The organism is Ekhidna sp. (assembly GCF_965212185.1).
Lineage (GTDB): Bacteria > Bacteroidota > Bacteroidia > Cytophagales > Cyclobacteriaceae > Ekhidna.
In genome coordinates this window covers 2748227-2766675 of sequence record NZ_OZ243102.1, presented here as the reverse complement: position 1 = coordinate 2766675, position 18449 = coordinate 2748227, and the positions used below count along the sequence as shown (strand labels likewise).

The window sequence follows — 18449 nt, the reverse complement described above, 5'->3', positions numbered from 1 at the left end:
ACTGATGCCATCTTAGTTGATGGTTTTTTTATGTCCTTACTTTTTCATTCACATTTCATAATACTGTTCTAAGGTTTTATTGACAAAATATTGCGCAAGTAAACACTTGCGTATATATTTGCAAGCACTTACTTGCATATTATGGAGCAACGTAGAGATATTTTTCAAGCCATTGCCGATCCCACTCGTCGTGAGATTCTAACTGCTCTTATTGAAAAACCGAAGAATCTGAATGCGCTTGCAGAGCAGTTTTCAATCTCACGTCAGGGGGTTTCATTGCATGTGAAAGTGCTGGAGGAGTGTGACATGATTTCTATCTCCAAAGAAGGAAGGGAACGATACTGTCACATTAAACCTGAAAAACTATTGGAGATCATCGAATGGCTGGAGCCTTTTAAGCAGCTCTGGCGAGATCGATTTGATCAATTGGATGACCTATTAAAAAATATGAAATAAACACCTACAACAATGAACAAAACTACATTCACCGAAGACCTGGAAAATAACCGGTTGATTGCCGTGCGCACCTTTGATGCACCCGTAGAAAAAGTATGGAGCGATCCTGCAATCCTATGCCAGTGGTGGGCACCACAACCATACACTTGCAAAATAGATGAAATGGATTTTAAGGAAGGTGGCTACTGGATTTATAACATGGTAGGACCGGAAGGGGATGTGCATCGAGGGCGCATGGACTATCTGAAAATAGAGCAGCATAAGCGACTGGAAGCGGAAGACTATTTTGTGGATGAGGATGGCAATGCATCAACGGGAATTCCACCGATGCAAATGTCAGTGAAATTTGACTCAAACGGATCATCGACCACCGTTACATCCATTACCACATTTGCTTCAGCAGAGGCCCTTAAACAAATGGCCGAGATGGGCATGGCCGAAGGATGGGAGCTGGCTTGTAATCAGTTGGAAGCTCTATTGGTCTGATCGTTATACTTCGAAATCTTCATTGGTCTTAGCGTCTCGCTAAGACCAAACCCAACATCACCAAAGTTGCTTATCAGCTAAGGACCTGAGATTCCCATGACTCGGACAATTTAAAATTGTCCTCCCAAGGGAATACGGCATAACCCCAATCCCTATTCCCTTGCGAATGAGGTACGAATGAGACTTGGGAATCTGAATAGACTTCTCTCGTCTTAGCGTCTCGCTGAGACCAAACCTTATAGGTATTTCCAGAAATGTAGTTATATATCAGTTGTGATAGTATGGGTAGAAAATATACCATCCGGCATCAGGATAAATTCAATTTTGTAACATTTACAGTCATTCATTGGATTGATGTATTTATTAGAAATGAATACAAGGGTATTTCATCGACAGTCTAAAATATTGTCAAAAAGAGAAAGGATTGTTGGTTTCCTGTGGTGGCAGGTTTCGTGGATGAGCCGCGTGAATGGTTATAGCACAGTGCAAAGATTATTGTGGCGAGAAAGGGTTGATTTGATGTTTTTGGATTAGCGATCTTAACGAGACGCTAAGACCAGACTCAGGAAGCACTATTGGTCAGATTGATTACTTCCAAAAGATTTCTATGAGCAGTCCTTGATGATTATTAATCACAGAATCTCTTAAAAATCATTCCCGCAAGGAATCGTTTGCTTCATGCTAAGTACTCCTTTTCGTTAGTAATAGAATAATCATGAAATGAGTAACAATCAACATCGGAACATAGAAATTAAGGATGTAGAGATTGAAGCCCATTGGTATATCAAGAAGTCCGGCACCTATACCTTTGGCTGAAGCTAACGCAACATCTCCAAAACCAACAATAGTAAATAGCCAGATAGCAAGTTTGGCGCCTGCCGCTTTATTCCAAACCAATAAAGCTGTTATAATCGCCAGAATTCCTGAAGCCAAATCACCATAGGCAATGGTCTGTACCACATCTAAAGGCGCCTCATTGGAAACCTGACCCGGCATTAGAAGTGTGAGTGGGCCATATCTAAAAGCATGTACCAAAAGCAATGGAACAATTGCCTTATTCCATTCCATTTGTTTGAGCTTAGGCTGCACATACCAAACGGCAATCATGGAGTAAACAATGAGCGATAATGTGAATTGAATGTTTCCGATAATGAAAGGTGTCATAGTATAGAGTTCTTTTATGGTTAGGCCTTTTCAATTTAGTATATTCATTTCAATTTATTCTTCAAACCAATTTCATCTAATGCCTCGGTTCGTGTCCCCACGAACCGAAAACTTGGGTCTTATTTAGTGGCTTTTGAAAGATGGACATTGGCTGAGTCTGAACTCATTCAAAACTCGGTTAGCACTTACTATGAAGAAGATTTTAAGCGACAACTATATGCTAAGAAAGAGTAAGGCCGAAGCACAACATACCAAACTATCTTAATGCGAATAATCTTTATTCATGGACTCATATTGCCTTGGTTCGTGTCCGCACGAACCGAAAGAGTTGGTTTAATGATTTGTGAAGACACAAACCATGGCAAGACGATTAACACCAAAATGAAATGCTCGCTCCAATTAAGTCATTCTTAAGACTATAACTGTGTCATGTCGGACGTGATTCGACATCTTCCGCAACTGATATTATTTACAGTTGGATAAATCTTTTTCAGTGGAAAAATTAGAAAAACTTACATCCTTCCAGGAAAATTATTTCGCCTGTCTCAACAGAATCTTCTGAATAATTTTTTTCAGAAGGATGGAAAATAAATGTTTGATCTTCAGAACTTGAAAAGTGAAGTAAACCATCAATTACTTCATATTTATAAGTTATAGAATATTCAATTTCTTCACTAATCCCATAATAATCATACCCAAACCACAAAACATCATCCTCATCTTTTTTGAGTTCAATATTCCATTTTATTCCATCGTAAGTTGTTTCACCTAATTTCCATCCTTCACAATATGAAGTAGTACTATCAAGATTTAAGAAGGATAGAAAATATAGATCGTCTGCAAAGCCTGAAAATTTTATATCTGAAAAGTCGCTATAGTAATTTTCTGCATCTGCCCAGATTGTCTCCTCATACTTATATAAAAAGCGACAAAACTTTCTTCCAAAACCCGGACCACAGTATATTTTGTTCGGATCAAGATCATATTGTTTCCCACTTCTATCATATACGTATTCTTTTTGTCCATACTCAAAGTTTATAGTATCCTTTTCTTCACAAGAAAACAAAACAAAGAATAGAAATAGAAATGGTAATTTATTCATTACGAATTAGTTATGGGTAAGCAAATCTACGGTAATTAACCTAATAGCTTCAAATACTCCTTTAACGTTAGGTTACGTTTATGTGCTTCTTCAATAGTCATTTTTCTGAACTGTATCTATTGTTATAATAATACCCTCCATCATCTTTATTGTTGTGGATGTATTTAAAACCTAATCTATCATTCAGTTCATAAATCCTTTTAATCCAATTTTACTGCCTCGGGTCGTGTCCCCACGAACCAAAAACTTGTTTATGGTTTGACAAACTACTTTCGTTAGAGCGTTCAGGCCTTGATGTTGCACTTATATCATTGCTATTTAACTGCACATATTCTCATTATTTTCTTTGACAAATCCCAAAATTCTTAATTCATTATTTCCGAATTCAACATTTTCCCCACCATCTCCCACCAAAAATCCCAAATTCCAATATACAAGCTCAAAATTCCAAAAAATCTTCAAAAATAGTGGCATAGCCGTCTTATTTCCATAACTCACTCATTCACAGAACATTCATTTATTGCTTAAAATCATTGATTTAATGCTCAAATTCACATTTTTCTCTATTTTGTGTGTGAAAGTGGGGGAAAGTGGAGGAAAATAGGAAAAGTTGATTACATTTGTCTCGGTGGTTTATATTTTTCAAGGCTCAGTATGGCGTTTTTTACAAGCGAGTATGAGTGTAAGTTGGATACTAAAGGAAGGTTGGTCTTGCCTGCAAAGATCAAGAACAACCTTCCGGAGGTCTCCACTGCAGAACTAGTAATTCGGAAGGGATTCGAGCCGAACCTAATCCTCTACCCAATGGTGGAGTATAAAAAGATACACCACAAGATCTCATCACTTAGTGAATTCGATCCTGAACAACGGAAGTTGAAAAGGACATTTTTCAGGAGCATCGCACAGGTGGAGCTGGATAATGCTAATCGCATTTTGATCCCCAAGCAAATGCTCGCTCATGCACAGATAGAAAAGGAGGCACTCCTCATCGGCACGGGCAACTATATTGAAATGTGGAATCCTGAAGTATTTGATAAGCACATGATTAGTGACGATACCGAATACTCAGAGCTGGCACAGAAATTCCTGGATGAATAGTTTGGTAATGAAGCCTGAAATATTTCCCCCTCTGGAGGGGGTTAGGGGGAGGAAAAAACCATGAGTCAGTACCACAACCCGGTCATGTTGCAGGAATGCCTGGACGGGCTGGACATAAAACCAGATGGAGTATACGTGGATGTGACCTTTGGAGGTGGCGGTCACAGCAAAGCAATACTCGACAAATTGACTACCGGCCACCTCATTGCTTTTGATCAGGATAAAGATGCTGAACAAAATGCCGATAGGCTCACCGAAGCATTAGCGGAGGAGGGCACAAAATGTTCTTTCACATTTATTGAATCAAATTTCAGATACCTGAAAAAATTCCTCAGACTACATGGCATCACGGAAGTAGATGGCATCCTGGCGGATTTGGGAGTAAGCTCCCATCAGTTTGACGAACCATCGCGTGGATTCACCATTAGGGCAGAAGGTGTGTTGGATATGCGTATGGATCAGGCCGCTGCAAAAAGCGCCAGGGAGATAGTCAACGAATACGAGGAAAAGGATCTGATACATATTTTAAGTGCGTACGGGGAAATCAGAAATGCGCGAACACTCGCAAGAGAGATTGTGAATTTCCGAATGAACCAGCCCATCGAGACCAACGAGCAATTGAAAGCCATTGCGCTGAAACATGCTCCGAGAGGTCGAGATCTCAAATACCTCGCACAGGTCTTTCAGGCCATTCGGATTGAGGTAAATGAAGAGATGGAAGCACTCAGGGAATTTTTGATACAGGCAGGCGAGGTGCTAAAGGCAGAAGGCAGACTCGTGGTGATGAGTTATCACTCATTGGAAGACCGGCCAGTCAAGAATTTCATAAACAAAGGAAATATTAAAGGGGTCGATGAAAAAGACTTTTATGGGAATCCAATCAGGGTGTTAGACCCGGTGAACCGAAAGCCCATCATCCCCACAGCGGCAGAAATTGAAAAAAACAGCAGAGCGAGAAGCGCTAAGCTGCGTATTGGCAAGAAAAGAAGTGTGAAGTAGGAAGCTAGAAGGTGGAAGTGATTCCTTCAAACTCCCAGCTTCAAATTTCAAACTTTAAAAAGATGAAGAACACCTACAAATTACCCCAAAGAGAAGAGCGAGGAGGCTTATTCCGTCTCATCAATCGCTTTCTACGCATGGACACTTCCATGAGTGAGGTGATACACGTGCGTTTTCTTCCCCAAATTCTATTTCTGGCATTCTTATGTCTGCTGTATATCGGCAACCGCCATTACGCAGAGAAGAAAATCAGAGACATCAACCACCTGGAAACAGAAGTTGAAGATCTCAGAGCGGATTATACTACCCTGAAAGCAGATTTCATGTATGAAAGCAAACAGTCAGAGGTGGCAAAACGAGCGGCAGAGCTCGGCTTAAAAGAGAGTAAGGAGTTACCCGTCTTAATTAGAAGTGTAGAAGAATTCGATGATTAATAGCGGTGCAAAAAATATCAAAATACTTATTAGTCGACAGTCCACAGCTTGGCAGTCGACTGAAAACTTTCGACTGTTGACTTGAAAAAATGAGCATCAAAAGAGACATAGTATTACGTGTGCGTATCGCCTTTTTGCTAACCTTTCTGGTAGCAGGAGCGGTGATTTTTCGTATTGCTAAAGTTCAATACGTAGAAGGCGACAAGTGGAGAAGCATGGGTGAGACGCTGGGTCTTCAGGTGATGAACGTAAAAGCAACTCGTGGCAACATCTATGCTGATGATGGTAGTTTGCTAGCTACGTCACTTCCATTCTATCGATTGGCGCTGGATCCGTATTTACCATCAAATGGCCTTTATAAAAACAACATTGATTCTCTGTGTTATCTGCTTTCCAGGTATTATGGAGATTTAACTCCTACCCAATACAAACGGAAGATCGATAATGCTCGAAAGAAGGGTCGGCGCTACCTGACTCTTAATCGCAAGGAGATCGGCTACCAGGATAAAAAGAATATGGAGAACTGGCCGCTTTTTAAAGAGGGTAGGCTAAAAGGAGGAGTCATTTTTGAAAAGGTAGAAAAACGCTTTCTGCCTTTCTCCCATTTAGGTATACGCACGATCGGCAGTGTCAATGCCAATGATCGTGGGACTGTGGGACTGGAGTATAGTTTCAATAAACAACTTGCTGGAGTTAGCGGGAAAGGACTTTATCAAAAAATGGCTGGTGGTGGCTGGAGACCCATTTATGATGGCACTGAAAGACGCCCAGTCGATGGTTATGATATCCAGACAACCATTAATGTAGATCTTCAAGATGTAACTGAGTCAGCTTTATTAAACGAACTACAAAAGCATGATGCAGATTATGGAGTAGCAGTAGTAATGGAGGTTCAGACCGGGGAGATCAAAGCCATTTCCAATCTCAGCAGAAACAGTGATGGCGATTACTATGAAAGATACAATTATGCAGTGGGCAGTCAGGGTTCAAGGGAGCCGGGCTCTACCTTCAAGTTGGCAAGTATGATTGCTTTGCTGGAGGAAACTGATATTAAGCTCAATGATTCGATTGATACCGGTGATGGCAAGCTTGAGTTTTTTGACAAAACCATGCGTGATCATAAGCCTGATGGTTTTGGTAAGCTGACTATTCAGGAGGTTTTTGAGAAATCTTCAAACATTGGTGTGGCAAAGTTGATCTCTCATTATTTCGGCAACAATCCAGAGAAATTTATTGATTACTTAAAGCACATGAACCTTCATGAACCACTCGATTTTCAAATGGTTGGTGAGGGTAAACCCTACATTAAAGATCCATCAGATAGTACCTGGAGTGGAGTGAGTTTGCCTTGGATGTCTCATGGCTATGAGCTAAAGATGACGCCACTGCAAATGTTGACGCTTTACAATGCGGTAGCAAACGATGGCAAAATGGTGAAACCCATGATTGTCAAAGGTGTCATGAAAGCGGATCGAATGGTTGATGAGTTTGATACGGAAATCATCAATGATCGAATCGCTTCAAAGGAGACTTTAAGAAAGGTTAAGTTGATGATGGAAGGTGTTGTAGAGCGTGGTACCGCTCAAAACATTAATTACAGTCACTACAAAATTGCTGGTAAAACAGGTACGGCTAAAAAGGTAAAAAACGGTCGTTACGTTAAAGAATACTACACATCATTTGCTGGATATTTCCCAGCGGAAGCTCCTAGATACAGCTGTATTGTAGTTATTGATAATCCAAAAGGGTATCAAATCTACGGTAGCGATGTATCTGCTCCGGTCTTTAAAGAAATAGCCGATAAGATCTATTCATTAGAGCTTGATATGCATGAAGTTGGAACACAGGAGCGCTCTTACATCACAGGGGTCTTTCCATACATCAAAGCGGGCAAGCGTGATGAGTTGACAATGATTTGCAACGAGTTTGGAATATCCAATCATTCTGAAACTGAATCAGAATGGGTGAAAACAAATGTCATAAACGATGCTGTTTATTGGAAAGGAAATAAAGTGAAATATGAGGTGGTGCCGGATGTTCGTGGAATGACATTACGTGATGCGATCTACGTGCTAGAAAATTTAGGGTTAGAAGTACAAGTAAAAGGTAGAGGACGAGTGGCCACCCAATCCATGTCTCCGGGAGGAAGACTATCAAAAGGTTCAACCATTAAACTTCAATTAAGCTGATGCAAACGCTGAAAGACATATTGTTTGGCGTTTCGCTAAAGTCCATCACTGGAAATCGTGATGAAGAAGTAGCAGGTGTGACTTTTGATTCACGAAAAGTTGAGAAAGGATTCCTGTTTGTGGCGGTGAAGGGACTGACTGTGGATGGGCATGATTTCATCGATACCGCAATCGAGAAAGGAGCGAAAGTTATTGTATGTGAGCAAATTCTTTCTGATTTAGATAAAGGTGTTACGATTGTTCAAACAGACAATTCAGCGGAGGCACTTGGTATCATTGCATCAAATTTTCATGGACGACCATCAGAGAAATTAAAGCTTGTAGGCATCACCGGCACTAACGGTAAGACCACTTGTGCAACGTTGCTGTTTGAGCTTTTTCAAAACCTGGGCTATTCGGTGGGCTTACTTTCAACCGTAGAGAACAAGATTAACCATAAGATCTTAAATGCCAGCTTTACTACTCCGGATGCAGTACAGCTTAACCAACTTTTGGCCGAAATGGTTGAAGGTGGTTGTACGCACGCATTCATGGAGGTAAGCTCCCATGCCCTGGTTCAAAATCGAGTTGCAGGTATACATTTCTCAGGAGGAGTATTTACCAATATTTCCCATGATCACCTGGATTATCACAAAACTTTTGACGAGTACATCGCAGCAAAAAAGCTTCTGTTCGATGGTCTTTCATCAGATGCATTCGCTTTAGTCAATGTAGATGACAAGAGAGGAATGGTGATGCTTCAAAATACCAAAGCTGAAAGGAACAGAATGGCTATCCGGTCCATGGCTGATTTTAAAGTCAGGATCATTCATGATACACTGCAGGGCTTAGAGCTAAATTTTGATGGGGTAGATGTGTGGTTCAAGCTCATCGGAGAATTCAATGCTTATAATCTCCTTACTGCATATGCTGTTGCGCTATTGCTCGAGGAAGAGAAAGAAGAGGTATTGAGTGGTTTGTCAACGACCACTGGTGCAAGTGGTCGATTTGAAAAGGTGGAAAACACGACCAATGTAATGGCAATTGTGGATTATGCACATACGCCGGATGCATTGGAGAATGTTTTGCAAACGATTGATAAATTAAGAACAAAGAACGAATTACTGGTAACTGTGGTCGGCTGTGGTGGAGATAGAGATAAGACCAAGCGTCCAAAAATGGCAGGTATAGCTGCACAGTTTAGTGATAAAATCATTTTGACATCTGATAATCCCAGAACAGAAGATCCGAAACAGATTTTGGAAGATATGCGAACGGGAATTCCAAAATCAAAGGAAAGGAATGTGATGGTTATTGAAGATCGAAAGGAAGCGATACGGACAGCCTGTAATCTGGCCAATGATGAGGATATCATTTTGGTAGCAGGAAAAGGCCATGAAACCTATCAGGAGATAAATGGTGTGAGACATCACTTTGATGACAAGGAGGTTTTAAAAGAGCTATTGAATTGATGAATGGATTTAAGCTAAATATCGAAGGCAAAGGTATAAATCTTATAACTGTCGACTGTCAACTGTCGACTGTTTATTCGATTTATATGCGATTGCGGATTTGTTTGGATGATAAAATATTGCAAGAGTAATGTTAAACTATCTCTTCGAATATCTCAATCAAATAGACTTCCCGGGAGCGGGATTGTTTCAGTACATCTCGTTCCGAGCGGGCATGGCAGCATTGCTATCCCTATTAATCACCATAACCTTCGGCAAGTATCTCATCGAAATGCTTAGAAGATATCAGCTGGGCGAATCAATTAGAGACCTTGGTCTTGATGGTCAGATGGAGAAAAAGGGAACACCTACAATGGGAGGAATTATCATTATTTCAGCCATTGTTATCCCAACACTGCTCTTTGCTAATCTGGACAACATTTATATTATTCTATTGATCATCTCTGCTCTGTGGATGGGCTCTATTGGCTTTTTAGATGACTATCTCAAAGTAAAAAAGAAGAACAAAGAAGGACTTAGAGGAAAGTTCAAGGTTGTGGGTCAAATAGGGCTAGGACTTATCGTTGGCCTTGTGATGGTTTACAATGATGACATTGTAGTCAGGGATTTTTCGGGAGAAGCCTTTAAGGATGAAAACACGCTACTAACCACGATACCATTCGTAGCAAACAATGAGTTTAATTATGACTGGTTAATGCCAGAATTTCTATCTGAATATTCATGGGTATTATATGTGCTGGTGGTAATATTTATCGTCACCGCAGTTTCAAACGGAGCAAATATTACCGATGGGTTAGATGGCTTAGCAGCCGGAACGTGTGCGATCATTGGTTTGACATTAGCAGTTCTAGCCTACCTATCAGGTAATGCAATTTTCGCTGACTATCTCAACATCATGTTCATACCAAACTCTGGAGAACTGGTGATTTTCTGTACCGCCTTTGTAGGTGCATGCATCGGTTTCCTTTGGTACAATGCGTTCCCGGCGCAGGTTTTCATGGGAGATACCGGCAGCCTTTCACTGGGTGGGATCATCGCGGTTTTAGCATTGGTTATTAGAAAAGAATTATTGATTCCGATATTATGCGGGATTCTGGTTATCGAGAATTTATCGGTGATCATACAGGTGTCTTATTTCAAGTATACCAAAAAGAAATATGGTGAAGGAAGGCGCATCTTTTTGATGTCACCACTCCATCACCATTATCAAAAGAAGGGACTTCATGAGGCCAAGATCGTCGCGCGATTCTGGACTGTGGGAATTCTCTTAGCCATTTTCACACTAGCAACTCTAAAAATCAGATAATGACAGTAACGCAAATTCATGAACTAAACGAAAAATTCCAGAAGAGCTCCGTGCAGCTTTCTGAGTTGATCCCATCTGGGACCTTAGTGCAAGCCACATCAATGCTTATCAGATGTGCCCGAAAGATTGATGATTTATTTCTTAAGCTGCTAAAAGCTCCTTCAGAAATGGTATTTAATCAGATTTTGGGACGATTGGAAGATGAAACCGATGAGGTACTCTTCATTTTAGATCAGCTTGAAATGGCTAATAAGAAGCAAAAAATCAGCCTAATCAATGATTTCTTAAAGGATGGATATGACCTAATGTCTATTTACTCTAAGTGTTTCGATGCAATAATTGACAAAAAAGTAAAAGACGAAGAATAATGAAAGAACGCATAGTCATATTGGGCGGTGGAGAAAGTGGCGTTGGCGCTGCTATACTTGCTTGTCAAAAGGGCTATGAAGTATTCCTTTCTGATGGAGGAAACCTGGCTGCTGAGCGCAGAAGAACGCTCAAAGGTCAGAAGATTGATTTTGAAGAAGGAGGACATTCAGAAGAATTGATTTTGAATGCTTCTATTGTTGTAAAGAGTCCTGGTATTCCTGACTCTGCACCATTGGTCAAAAAAATAGTCACTAAAGGTATTTCAGTCATTTCTGAAATAGAGTTTGCATACAGATTTATTGAAAAGGCTAAAGTCATCGCGATTACTGGAACCAATGGCAAAACGACCACAGCGATGCTGACTTATCATCTGTTAAAAACGGCAGGATATAAGGTAGCATTAGGTGGCAATGTGGGCAAAAGTTTAGCAGGGTTGGTAGCGAAAGGAGGCTATCACTATTATGTAGTGGAAGTGAGCAGTTTCCAATTGGATGGCATTCAAAATTTCCGTCCTGATGTTGCTGTATTGCTGAATATTACTCCAGATCACCTGGATCGATACGAGTACAATTTTAGTAAGTACGTCACTTCAAAATTCCGAATCATTGAGAATCTAACGAATGAGCAAGCTTTTGTTTACTGTGCTGATTCGCAACCTGTCACCGAAGAAATAAGCAGAAGAAAAATTGAAGCTAGCATGTTTGCAATGACTGCTTCAAATAACAATAAACTCAGTGCTTATCTGGAAGAAGATCATCTGATTTTTAATTTCCAGTACAAAGAGGCCTCAGAAGAATTTCAAATTCCGGTTTCAGAGATCTCACTTATTGGTAAGCATAACATGGTAAACAGCATGGCGGCTGTTTTGAGCTCGCTTTGCATGGATGTTCCAATGGAAAGTGTGATGAAAGGGCTTAAGAACTTTAAAAACGCACCCCATCGACTCGAATTTGTTACAGAGATTGATGGAACTGCATTCATCAATGATTCCAAGGCAACCAACGTGGATTCTGTCTACTATGCCCTGGATGGTGTGAAAGGAAATATTATCTGGATAGCCGGAGGCGTAGATAAAGGAAACGATTATTCGCAGATAGAGAAACTGGTTAAGAATAAAGTGAAGGGACTCATTTGTATGGGCAAGGATAACAGCGGGTTGACTGATTTTTTTGGTTCAAAACTGAATATGATAGCAGAAGTTGGATCTGTTAAGGAAGCTATCAAGCAAGCACATGAATGGGCCGAAGAAGGGGATGTGGTTTTGCTTTCTCCTGCGTGTGCCAGCTTTGACCTATTTAATAATTACGAGGATCGTGGAGATAAATTTAAGCGTGCAATAAATAAGCTCGCTAAGGCATTAAAAACAAAAGAGGCATGAACGAGATAAAAAATTGGGCATATCGAAACCTGAAAGGTGACCCGGTGATTTGGTTCATCGTTCTGATCCTTTCTCTATTCAGTATTTTGGTTGTTTATAGTGCCACTGGTAGTCTGGCTTATAAAATGATGGATGGAAATACTGAATACTACTTGGTCAAGCATTCAGTATTGGTAGTGGTTAGTTTGATAGCCATATGGTTAGCTCACCGCATTGATTATCGATACTATTCAAAGATTTCTCGTTTAGTCCTATGGTTAAGTGTGCCTCTTCTTTTGTTCACATGGATATTTGGTACAAATATCAATGAAGCATCGCGTTGGTTGACCATTCCTGTCATCAATCAAGCATTTCAGCCATCAGATTTAGCTAAGCTAGCTTTATTGGTTACTCTAGCCAGTATGTTGTCAAAGCGTCAGCAATCCATTGATGATTTTCAAAAAGCGATTGTTCCAATGCTTTTCTGGATTGGTTTAATCTGCGGATTGATTGCTCTAACAAACTTCTCATCAGCAATACTGCTTTTCCTTACTTGCATGTTGGTATTATTCATTGGTAGAGTTCCGGTAAAGTACTTAGCAATGCTCGTGGTGATCTGCTCAGCATTTGGATCGGTTGCATTTATGGTTGGACAAAGAGGAGGAACTGCAATCTCCAGAGTTGAAGACTTTATCAATAACGAAACTCCTTACCAGGCGAAGCAGGCTTATATTGCTATTGCCTCAGGGGGGGTGATTGGGAAAGGTCCCGGGCAAAGTGATCAAAGAAATTTTTTACCTCATCCATATTCAGATTTCATTTATGCAATCATTTTAGAAGAGTACGGGCTTATTGGAGGAGTCACAATTCTTTTCCTTTACCTGGCATTATTGTATAGAGGGATGAAAGCCGCAGAACAAAATGATCGAGCTTATGGTGGATTGCTTTCAGCCGGACTGAGTTTTGCACTTGTGATACAAGCACTGGTTAATATGGGTGTTGCTGTTGGCTTGGGACCAGTTACAGGACTGACATTACCCTTCATAAGTATGGGAGGAACCTCACAGCTATTTGCAGGAGTGGCACTAGGCATCATATTAAGCGTGAGCCGAGGTGAGATAGACAATTTCGGAGGTACGATAGGGAATCAATATAAAGAAGCAGCGTAATCGAGCAGGAAAGAACATATCGCATTATGATTAGTGGTGGTGGCACAGGCGGCCACATCTATCCAGCTATTTCCATTGCCCAAGCTTTGAAGGATATGCTTCAATCTGTAGAAATCTTGTTCGTAGGAGCAAAGGGAAAGATGGAGATGAAAAAGGTTCCTGAAGCAGGTTTTGAGATTGAAGGATTATGGATCAGTGGTATCCAACGAAAACTTTCGGCTGATAACCTCATGTTTCCTTTTAAGTTACTATCTAGCCTAAAACAAGCATCCAGACTGATTAAAAAATTTAATCCCGATGTGGTGGTAGGAGTTGGTGGATATGCAAGCGGACCGCTCTTATATGTGGCTGGAAAAAAAGGTATTCCTACTTTGATTCAGGAACAAAATTCATATGCAGGCCTAACAAACAAGTGGTTAGCCAAATCGGCACGAACGATCTGTGTGGCCCATGATGGTATGGAAAAATATTTCCCGGCAGAGAAACTGGTTGTAACAGGTAATCCGGTAAGGAAAACGATCAAATTAAATCCAAATAGGAAAACGGAAGCATTTAAGCATTTTGATTTAGAAGAATTCAAGCCAACTCTCCTAATTATTGGAGGAAGCTTAGGAGCGAGAACATTGAATGAAAGCGCCCTTGCGGGTTTGGGAAAATTAAAAAATGAAGACATTCAGTTGATCTGGCAATGTGGTGGGTTTTATCATGAGGAAATGGAAAAACGCGCTGGTGACTTGGATAGCAAAGTGGTTCTTAAGGACTTCATTTTTCAAATAGACTTTGCATATGCATGTGCAGATGTAGTGGTATCGAGAGCAGGAGCACTTTCGATTGCAGAGCTGATGCTGACTGGTAAACCTTCGATTTTAGTCCCTTCACCCAATGTTGCAGAGGACCATCAAACCATAAATGCAAAGGCTTTAGTAGCACATGAAGCCGCTGAAATGGTGGATGATAAAGAAGCGATGAATAAGTTAATCGATGAGGCGATTGCGCTATTGAAAGATAAAGATCGACAGCAAAAACTGTCAAAAAATATAAGTGCTATGGCTCATGAAAATGCTGCCATTGATATAGCAAACGAAGTGGTGAAATTGGTGGAGAAATGAAGAATATAGGATCCATATATCGACCAATCAATTTATCTCTATTTACTTCCCTGAGGCTGTCGACTGTCGACTGTCGACAGTGCAGTATAATTAGACAGCTGTTAGCTGCATTTGAAGTTCTATTTCAACTAAAAATGCGTCTGATTCAATGAAACTCATCGAAGTAAATAACGCCTATTTTATTGGTATCGGTGGTATCGGAATGAGTGCATTGGCTCGTTGGTTTCATGCGAAAGGTAAAACTGTCGCAGGCTATGATAAAACAGAATCAGATTTAACCAAACAGCTCATCGAAGAGGGAATTAACGTTCATTATGAAGATCAGCTGGATTTGATTGAGGATAAATTTCTTGAGAGAGATGGAACACTAATTGTCTATACACCAGCTATTCCAAAAGATCATCTGGAGTTTAACTACTTCAACGATAATGGCTTTACTGTAATGAAGCGGTCTGAAGTACTGGGTATGATCACTGAGAACCATTTTACGATTGCTGTGGCCGGTACTCACGGAAAGACAACAACCACTTCCATGATTGCTCACCTTTTGAGTCACTCAAGAAAAGGGTGTTCTGCATTTGTTGGAGGGATTATGGCCAATACAGGCTCCAACCTCATCATTGGAGATGAAAATGCGCCAGTCGTTGTGGAAGCAGACGAATATGATCGATCCTTCATGAAGTTAAATCCGAACTATACCATCATCACTTCATTGGATCCTGATCATTTGGATATTTATGGAGACGAGACGGCCATGTTGGATACGTATGAAGAGTTCGTAAAGAAAACACCTAAGGACGGCAAAGTATTGATGCATTCTGAAGCAGGATTCAAAATCAATCCGGGTAATAAATACATCTCTTATGCAATTCGAAATGGTGACGCTATTGCTGACGCTCTGCGAATTGTTAATGGTGCATTTGTATTTACCTACCGATACGGTATGGAAAAAATCTCAGATGTTCATCTTGAGTTCCCTGGTTACCATAACGTAGAAAATGCACTTGCGGCAATTACAGTTGCGGTAGATATGGGAATGGAAGGGCGCGAGATAAGAAAGATAATGAGATCGTATAAAGGTGTTAAGAGAAGGTTTGAGTATGTCTTCAGAAGTCCTCAGGCCACATTGATTGACGATTATGCGCATCATCCTGAAGAGATCAATGCATTTTTAAAATCAGTTAGGTCCCTTGCAGGAAAACGAAAGATCACAGCGATTTTTCAGCCGCATCTTTATTCTCGCACCAATGATTTTAAGAAGGGATTTGCAGAAGCATTGGATAAGGCAGACGAAGTAATCCTTTTGGATATCTATCCGGCTAGAGAGGAACCCATTGAAGGAGTGTCGTCAAAGTCCATTTTTGATCTAATGGAGAATGAGAAGAAAGTAATGGTTTCGAAAGAGCATTTAATTGATGAACTCGAAAATCGAAATCTGGACATAGTAGTGACTCTTGGTGCCGGTGATATCGATCGGGAAGTGCCAAAGATCGCTGAATACATGAAAAATAAGTTCAACCTAAAAAGCGAGGACAATGAGTAAAGAAGAAAAGAAAAATATTCTTATCTACTCTTTCAGTGGATTGCTGCTGTTGACGTTGATCACTTTCGCAGGAATAAAAAATAAGAGTCGATCCATTGAAGAAATTGAGGTGGAGATTACTGATCAAGAGGGTAATTTCTTTACCGACCAATTAGAGGTTATTGATCTCATGACAGATAAAAGTGCAGACTATGTAATCGGTGTAGAGATGGGTAAGTTGGATCCAAAAGTGCTTGAGGAACGGGTGGAATTGAATCCATTCGTGAAAGATGCTCAAGTATATCGAGACTTAAAGGGCAAGCTTAATGTCAAGGTTGAGCAAAGCAAGCCCATTGCAAGACTCTTCATTGATGGAAAGAAAGATAAATACATTGACTCGGAAGGAAGAGTACTACCTGTCAATGCAAAGCACACCGCAAGAGTCCCACTAATGGAAACGGAGTTTGAGTTTATGTGGGAGAAGAATTTAAGTGAAAGTAAGTACGGCAAACAAGTCTATGATTTACTCACATTCATTGAAAATGATAAATTCTGGAAAGCCCAGATTGCACATATCTTCATTAAAAAGGATGGAGAAATTGAAATGTATCCACAGGTAACGAAGCAGGTTGTAGAGTTTGGCCATCCTGAGGATTTAGAAAGAAAGTTTTCAAAGTTGATGACTTTCTACAAAGAGATTTTACCCAAGAAAGGTTGGAATACCTATGATCGGGTAAATCTGAAGTTTGAGAATCAAATTATTTGTGAATAATGCAAAACATTTTGGCATATAACATCCCCCTCACCCCCTTCAAAGGGGGAATCAGTTCTAGAGACAATTGTCCCCTTGAGGGGACTATAGGGGTGTTTTTCATCAATCGAAATAGAATAATCACCGAGAAATAAAGAAATTATGGAGGATAAAATCATCGTTGGACTAGACATTGGCACCACAAAGATTTGTGCCATTGTAGGTAAGAAAAATGAATACGGAAAACTAGAGATACTCGGCATGGGCAAGGCGGTATCTGATGGTGTGATCCGAGGTATTGTAACAAACATTGATAAAACGGTCAGGGCTATTGAAAAAGCAATAGCTGAAGCTAGTGATCAGTCAGGTATCGATATTGGAGTCGTAAATGTGGGAATTGCCGGGCAGCATATTAAGAGTGCTGTACACCACGGAGGTATTACCCGAGAAGATAAAGATGGTGAGATTACGATTGAGGATCTAACTCGCCTCAATAGCGATATGCATCGCATTGTTACTCCTCCAGGTAGTGAAATTATTCACGTGATGCCTCAAGACTACATTGTGGACTATGAAGATGGCATCATGGACCCGGTTGGAATGACAGGCGTGAAGCTGGAAGCTGACTTCCATATAATCACCGCACAAACCAACGCCATTAACAACATAAACAAGTGTGTGAAAAAGGCTGGGCTCCAGATTGAGAATCTCATTTTGGAACCACTCGCGTCCAGCTTATCTGTGTTAAGCGATGAGGAGAAAGAAGCAGGTGTATGCTTGGTTGATATAGGTGGTGGCACTACGGATGTAGCTGTTTTCTATGACAATATCATTCGCCATACAGCTGTGATTCCATTTGGTGGAAACATTATCACTTCAGACATCAAACAAGGTTGCATGGTGATGGAACATCAGGCGGAATTACTGAAAACTAAGTTTGGCAAGGCCATTTCTGAGGAAGCTAGCCCAAATGAAATCGTCTCTATTCCTGGTTTGAGAAATCGACCTCCAAAAGAGATTTCTATTAAAAACCTAGCGCACATTATAGAGGCGAGGATGGAAGAGATCATTGAGCTTGTTCATACAGAGATTATAAGCTCTGGATACAACAAGAAGCTTGCTGCTGGGATAGTAGTCACAGGTGGTGGCTCACAGTTAACCAATCTGAGCCAGTTGTTTGAATACATGACCGGACTAGACACACGCATAGGCTATCCAAATGAGCACTTGGGTAAGTCAAAGGTTGATGCAGCCAAGAGTCCAATGTTTGCAACAACCGTAGGTTTGGTTCTTTCTGGATTTAAGGCATTAGATATTCGTGAGGCTAGATACTCAGAAGCGCCTTCTTTCAAAGGAGAAGGAAAGAAAAAAATAAAACAAGGCAATAAGTTCTTTTCCAACATTTTGGAGAAAACAAAAGGTCTTTTAATTGACGATTTTGATGATAAGATTAATTAATTGTCAACAAACATTTAGTCGACTGTCGA

At 40.5% G+C, this 18449-nt stretch carries 17 protein-coding genes; 15 read left to right on the top strand and 2 right to left on the bottom strand.

Annotated features, from left to right (window positions below):
• Window positions 1–141: 141 nt before the first annotated feature.
• Both ACOMC3_RS11775 and ACOMC3_RS11770 read left to right on the top strand, forming a co-directional pair.
• Window positions 142–456 (top strand): ArsR/SmtB family transcription factor, encoded by a 315-nt coding sequence (locus ACOMC3_RS11775; protein ID WP_420316086.1) that lies wholly within the window; start codon window positions 142–144, stop codon window positions 454–456.
• A 63-nt stretch (window positions 457–519) separates the two neighbouring features.
• A complete protein-coding gene (locus tag ACOMC3_RS11770) occupies window positions 520–942 on the top strand; it encodes an SRPBCC family protein (protein WP_420316085.1) in 423 nt (140 codons plus the stop codon).
• Window positions 943–1623: 681 nt separating this feature from the next.
• On the opposite strand, the gene ACOMC3_RS11765 is transcribed toward ACOMC3_RS11770, so the two are convergent.
• Both ACOMC3_RS11765 and ACOMC3_RS11760 read right to left on the bottom strand, forming a co-directional pair.
• Window positions 1624–2106, bottom strand: a complete 483-nt coding sequence (locus ACOMC3_RS11765; protein ID WP_420316084.1) for a hypothetical protein — start codon at window positions 2104–2106, stop codon at window positions 1624–1626.
• Between the two features lie 502 nt (window positions 2107–2608).
• Complete coding sequence (locus tag ACOMC3_RS11760; protein ID WP_420316083.1) at window positions 2609–3208, bottom strand: hypothetical protein; 600 nt, start codon at window positions 3206–3208, stop codon at window positions 2609–2611.
• A 654-nt stretch (window positions 3209–3862) separates the two neighbouring features.
• On the opposite strand from ACOMC3_RS11760, the gene mraZ reads away from it, so the two are divergent.
• The 13 genes from mraZ (at window position 3863) to ftsA (ending at window position 18420) form a co-directional block, all read left to right on the top strand.
• On the top strand, window positions 3863–4306 hold the full coding sequence (mraZ, locus tag ACOMC3_RS11755) for a division/cell wall cluster transcriptional repressor MraZ (protein ID WP_420316082.1): 444 nt from the start codon (window positions 3863–3865) through the stop codon (window positions 4304–4306).
• A 60-nt stretch (window positions 4307–4366) separates the two neighbouring features.
• Complete coding sequence (rsmH, locus tag ACOMC3_RS11750) at window positions 4367–5305, top strand: 16S rRNA (cytosine(1402)-N(4))-methyltransferase RsmH (RefSeq protein WP_420316081.1); 939 nt, start codon at window positions 4367–4369, stop codon at window positions 5303–5305.
• Window positions 5306–5367: 62 nt separating this feature from the next.
• On the top strand, window positions 5368–5739 hold the full coding sequence (locus ACOMC3_RS11745) for an FtsL-like putative cell division protein (protein ID WP_420316080.1): 372 nt from the start codon (window positions 5368–5370) through the stop codon (window positions 5737–5739).
• A gap of 89 nt (window positions 5740–5828) precedes the next feature.
• The gene (locus ACOMC3_RS11740; RefSeq protein WP_420316079.1) at window positions 5829–7928 is read left to right on the top strand and encodes a penicillin-binding protein; all 2100 of its coding nucleotides are present in this window, start codon (window positions 5829–5831) and stop codon (window positions 7926–7928) included.
• A complete protein-coding gene (locus ACOMC3_RS11735; RefSeq protein WP_420316078.1) occupies window positions 7928–9379 on the top strand; it encodes a UDP-N-acetylmuramoyl-L-alanyl-D-glutamate--2,6-diaminopimelate ligase in 1452 nt (483 codons plus the stop codon). The genes ACOMC3_RS11740 and ACOMC3_RS11735 overlap by 1 nt, the downstream gene beginning before the upstream one ends.
• Before the next feature lie 130 nt (window positions 9380–9509).
• Window positions 9510–10685 (top strand): phospho-N-acetylmuramoyl-pentapeptide-transferase, encoded by a 1176-nt coding sequence (gene mraY, locus ACOMC3_RS11730; RefSeq protein WP_420316077.1) that lies wholly within the window; start codon window positions 9510–9512, stop codon window positions 10683–10685.
• Window positions 10685–11053, top strand: a complete 369-nt coding sequence (locus ACOMC3_RS11725; RefSeq protein ID WP_420316076.1) for a hypothetical protein — start codon at window positions 10685–10687, stop codon at window positions 11051–11053. Before mraY ends, ACOMC3_RS11725 begins: the two co-directional genes overlap by 1 nt.
• Window positions 11053–12432, top strand: coding sequence for a UDP-N-acetylmuramoyl-L-alanine--D-glutamate ligase (gene murD / locus ACOMC3_RS11720; protein ID WP_420316075.1), 1380 nt, complete (start codon window positions 11053–11055; stop codon window positions 12430–12432). The genes ACOMC3_RS11725 and murD overlap by 1 nt, the downstream gene beginning before the upstream one ends.
• Window positions 12429–13580: an FtsW/RodA/SpoVE family cell cycle protein gene (locus ACOMC3_RS11715; RefSeq protein WP_420316074.1), complete on the top strand. Its 1152-nt coding sequence runs from the start codon at window positions 12429–12431 to the stop codon at window positions 13578–13580. Before murD ends, ACOMC3_RS11715 begins: the two co-directional genes overlap by 4 nt.
• Before the next feature lie 26 nt (window positions 13581–13606).
• Complete coding sequence (gene murG / locus ACOMC3_RS11710; protein WP_420316073.1) at window positions 13607–14689, top strand: undecaprenyldiphospho-muramoylpentapeptide beta-N-acetylglucosaminyltransferase; 1083 nt, start codon at window positions 13607–13609, stop codon at window positions 14687–14689.
• 148 nt (window positions 14690–14837) lie between these two features.
• Window positions 14838–16232: a UDP-N-acetylmuramate--L-alanine ligase gene (gene murC / locus ACOMC3_RS11705; protein WP_420316072.1), complete on the top strand. Its 1395-nt coding sequence runs from the start codon at window positions 14838–14840 to the stop codon at window positions 16230–16232.
• Entirely contained in the window at window positions 16225–16983 is a 759-nt protein-coding gene (locus ACOMC3_RS11700) for a cell division protein FtsQ/DivIB (protein ID WP_420316071.1), read from the top strand. The genes murC and ACOMC3_RS11700 overlap by 8 nt, the downstream gene beginning before the upstream one ends.
• A gap of 138 nt (window positions 16984–17121) precedes the next feature.
• The gene (gene ftsA, locus ACOMC3_RS11695; RefSeq protein WP_420319316.1) at window positions 17122–18420 is read left to right on the top strand and encodes a cell division protein FtsA; all 1299 of its coding nucleotides are present in this window, start codon (window positions 17122–17124) and stop codon (window positions 18418–18420) included.
• Window positions 18421–18449 lie beyond the last annotated feature (29 nt).

Coding starts and splice junctions, on each gene's coding strand:
- ACOMC3_RS11765 (WP_420316084.1), bottom strand. CDS start 2,106: ATGACACCTTTCATTATCGGAAACATTCAATTCACATTATCGCTCATT.
- mraZ (WP_420316082.1), top strand. CDS start 3,863: ATGGCGTTTTTTACAAGCGAGTATGAGTGTAAGTTGGATACTAAAGGA.
- ACOMC3_RS11725 (WP_420316076.1), top strand. CDS start 10,685: ATGACAGTAACGCAAATTCATGAACTAAACGAAAAATTCCAGAAGAGC.
- ACOMC3_RS11775 (WP_420316086.1), top strand. CDS start 142: ATGGAGCAACGTAGAGATATTTTTCAAGCCATTGCCGATCCCACTCGT.
- ACOMC3_RS11760 (WP_420316083.1), bottom strand. CDS start 3,208: ATGAATAAATTACCATTTCTATTTCTATTCTTTGTTTTGTTTTCTTGT.
- murC (WP_420316072.1), top strand. CDS start 14,838: ATGAAACTCATCGAAGTAAATAACGCCTATTTTATTGGTATCGGTGGT.
- murG (WP_420316073.1), top strand. CDS start 13,607: ATGATTAGTGGTGGTGGCACAGGCGGCCACATCTATCCAGCTATTTCC.
- ACOMC3_RS11700 (WP_420316071.1), top strand. CDS start 16,225: ATGAGTAAAGAAGAAAAGAAAAATATTCTTATCTACTCTTTCAGTGGA.
- ACOMC3_RS11745 (WP_420316080.1), top strand. CDS start 5,368: ATGAAGAACACCTACAAATTACCCCAAAGAGAAGAGCGAGGAGGCTTA.
- ACOMC3_RS11740 (WP_420316079.1), top strand. CDS start 5,829: ATGAGCATCAAAAGAGACATAGTATTACGTGTGCGTATCGCCTTTTTG.
- mraY (WP_420316077.1), top strand. CDS start 9,510: ATGTTAAACTATCTCTTCGAATATCTCAATCAAATAGACTTCCCGGGA.
- murD (WP_420316075.1), top strand. CDS start 11,053: ATGAAAGAACGCATAGTCATATTGGGCGGTGGAGAAAGTGGCGTTGGC.
- ACOMC3_RS11715 (WP_420316074.1), top strand. CDS start 12,429: ATGAACGAGATAAAAAATTGGGCATATCGAAACCTGAAAGGTGACCCG.
- rsmH (WP_420316081.1), top strand. CDS start 4,367: ATGAGTCAGTACCACAACCCGGTCATGTTGCAGGAATGCCTGGACGGG.
- ACOMC3_RS11735 (WP_420316078.1), top strand. CDS start 7,928: ATGCAAACGCTGAAAGACATATTGTTTGGCGTTTCGCTAAAGTCCATC.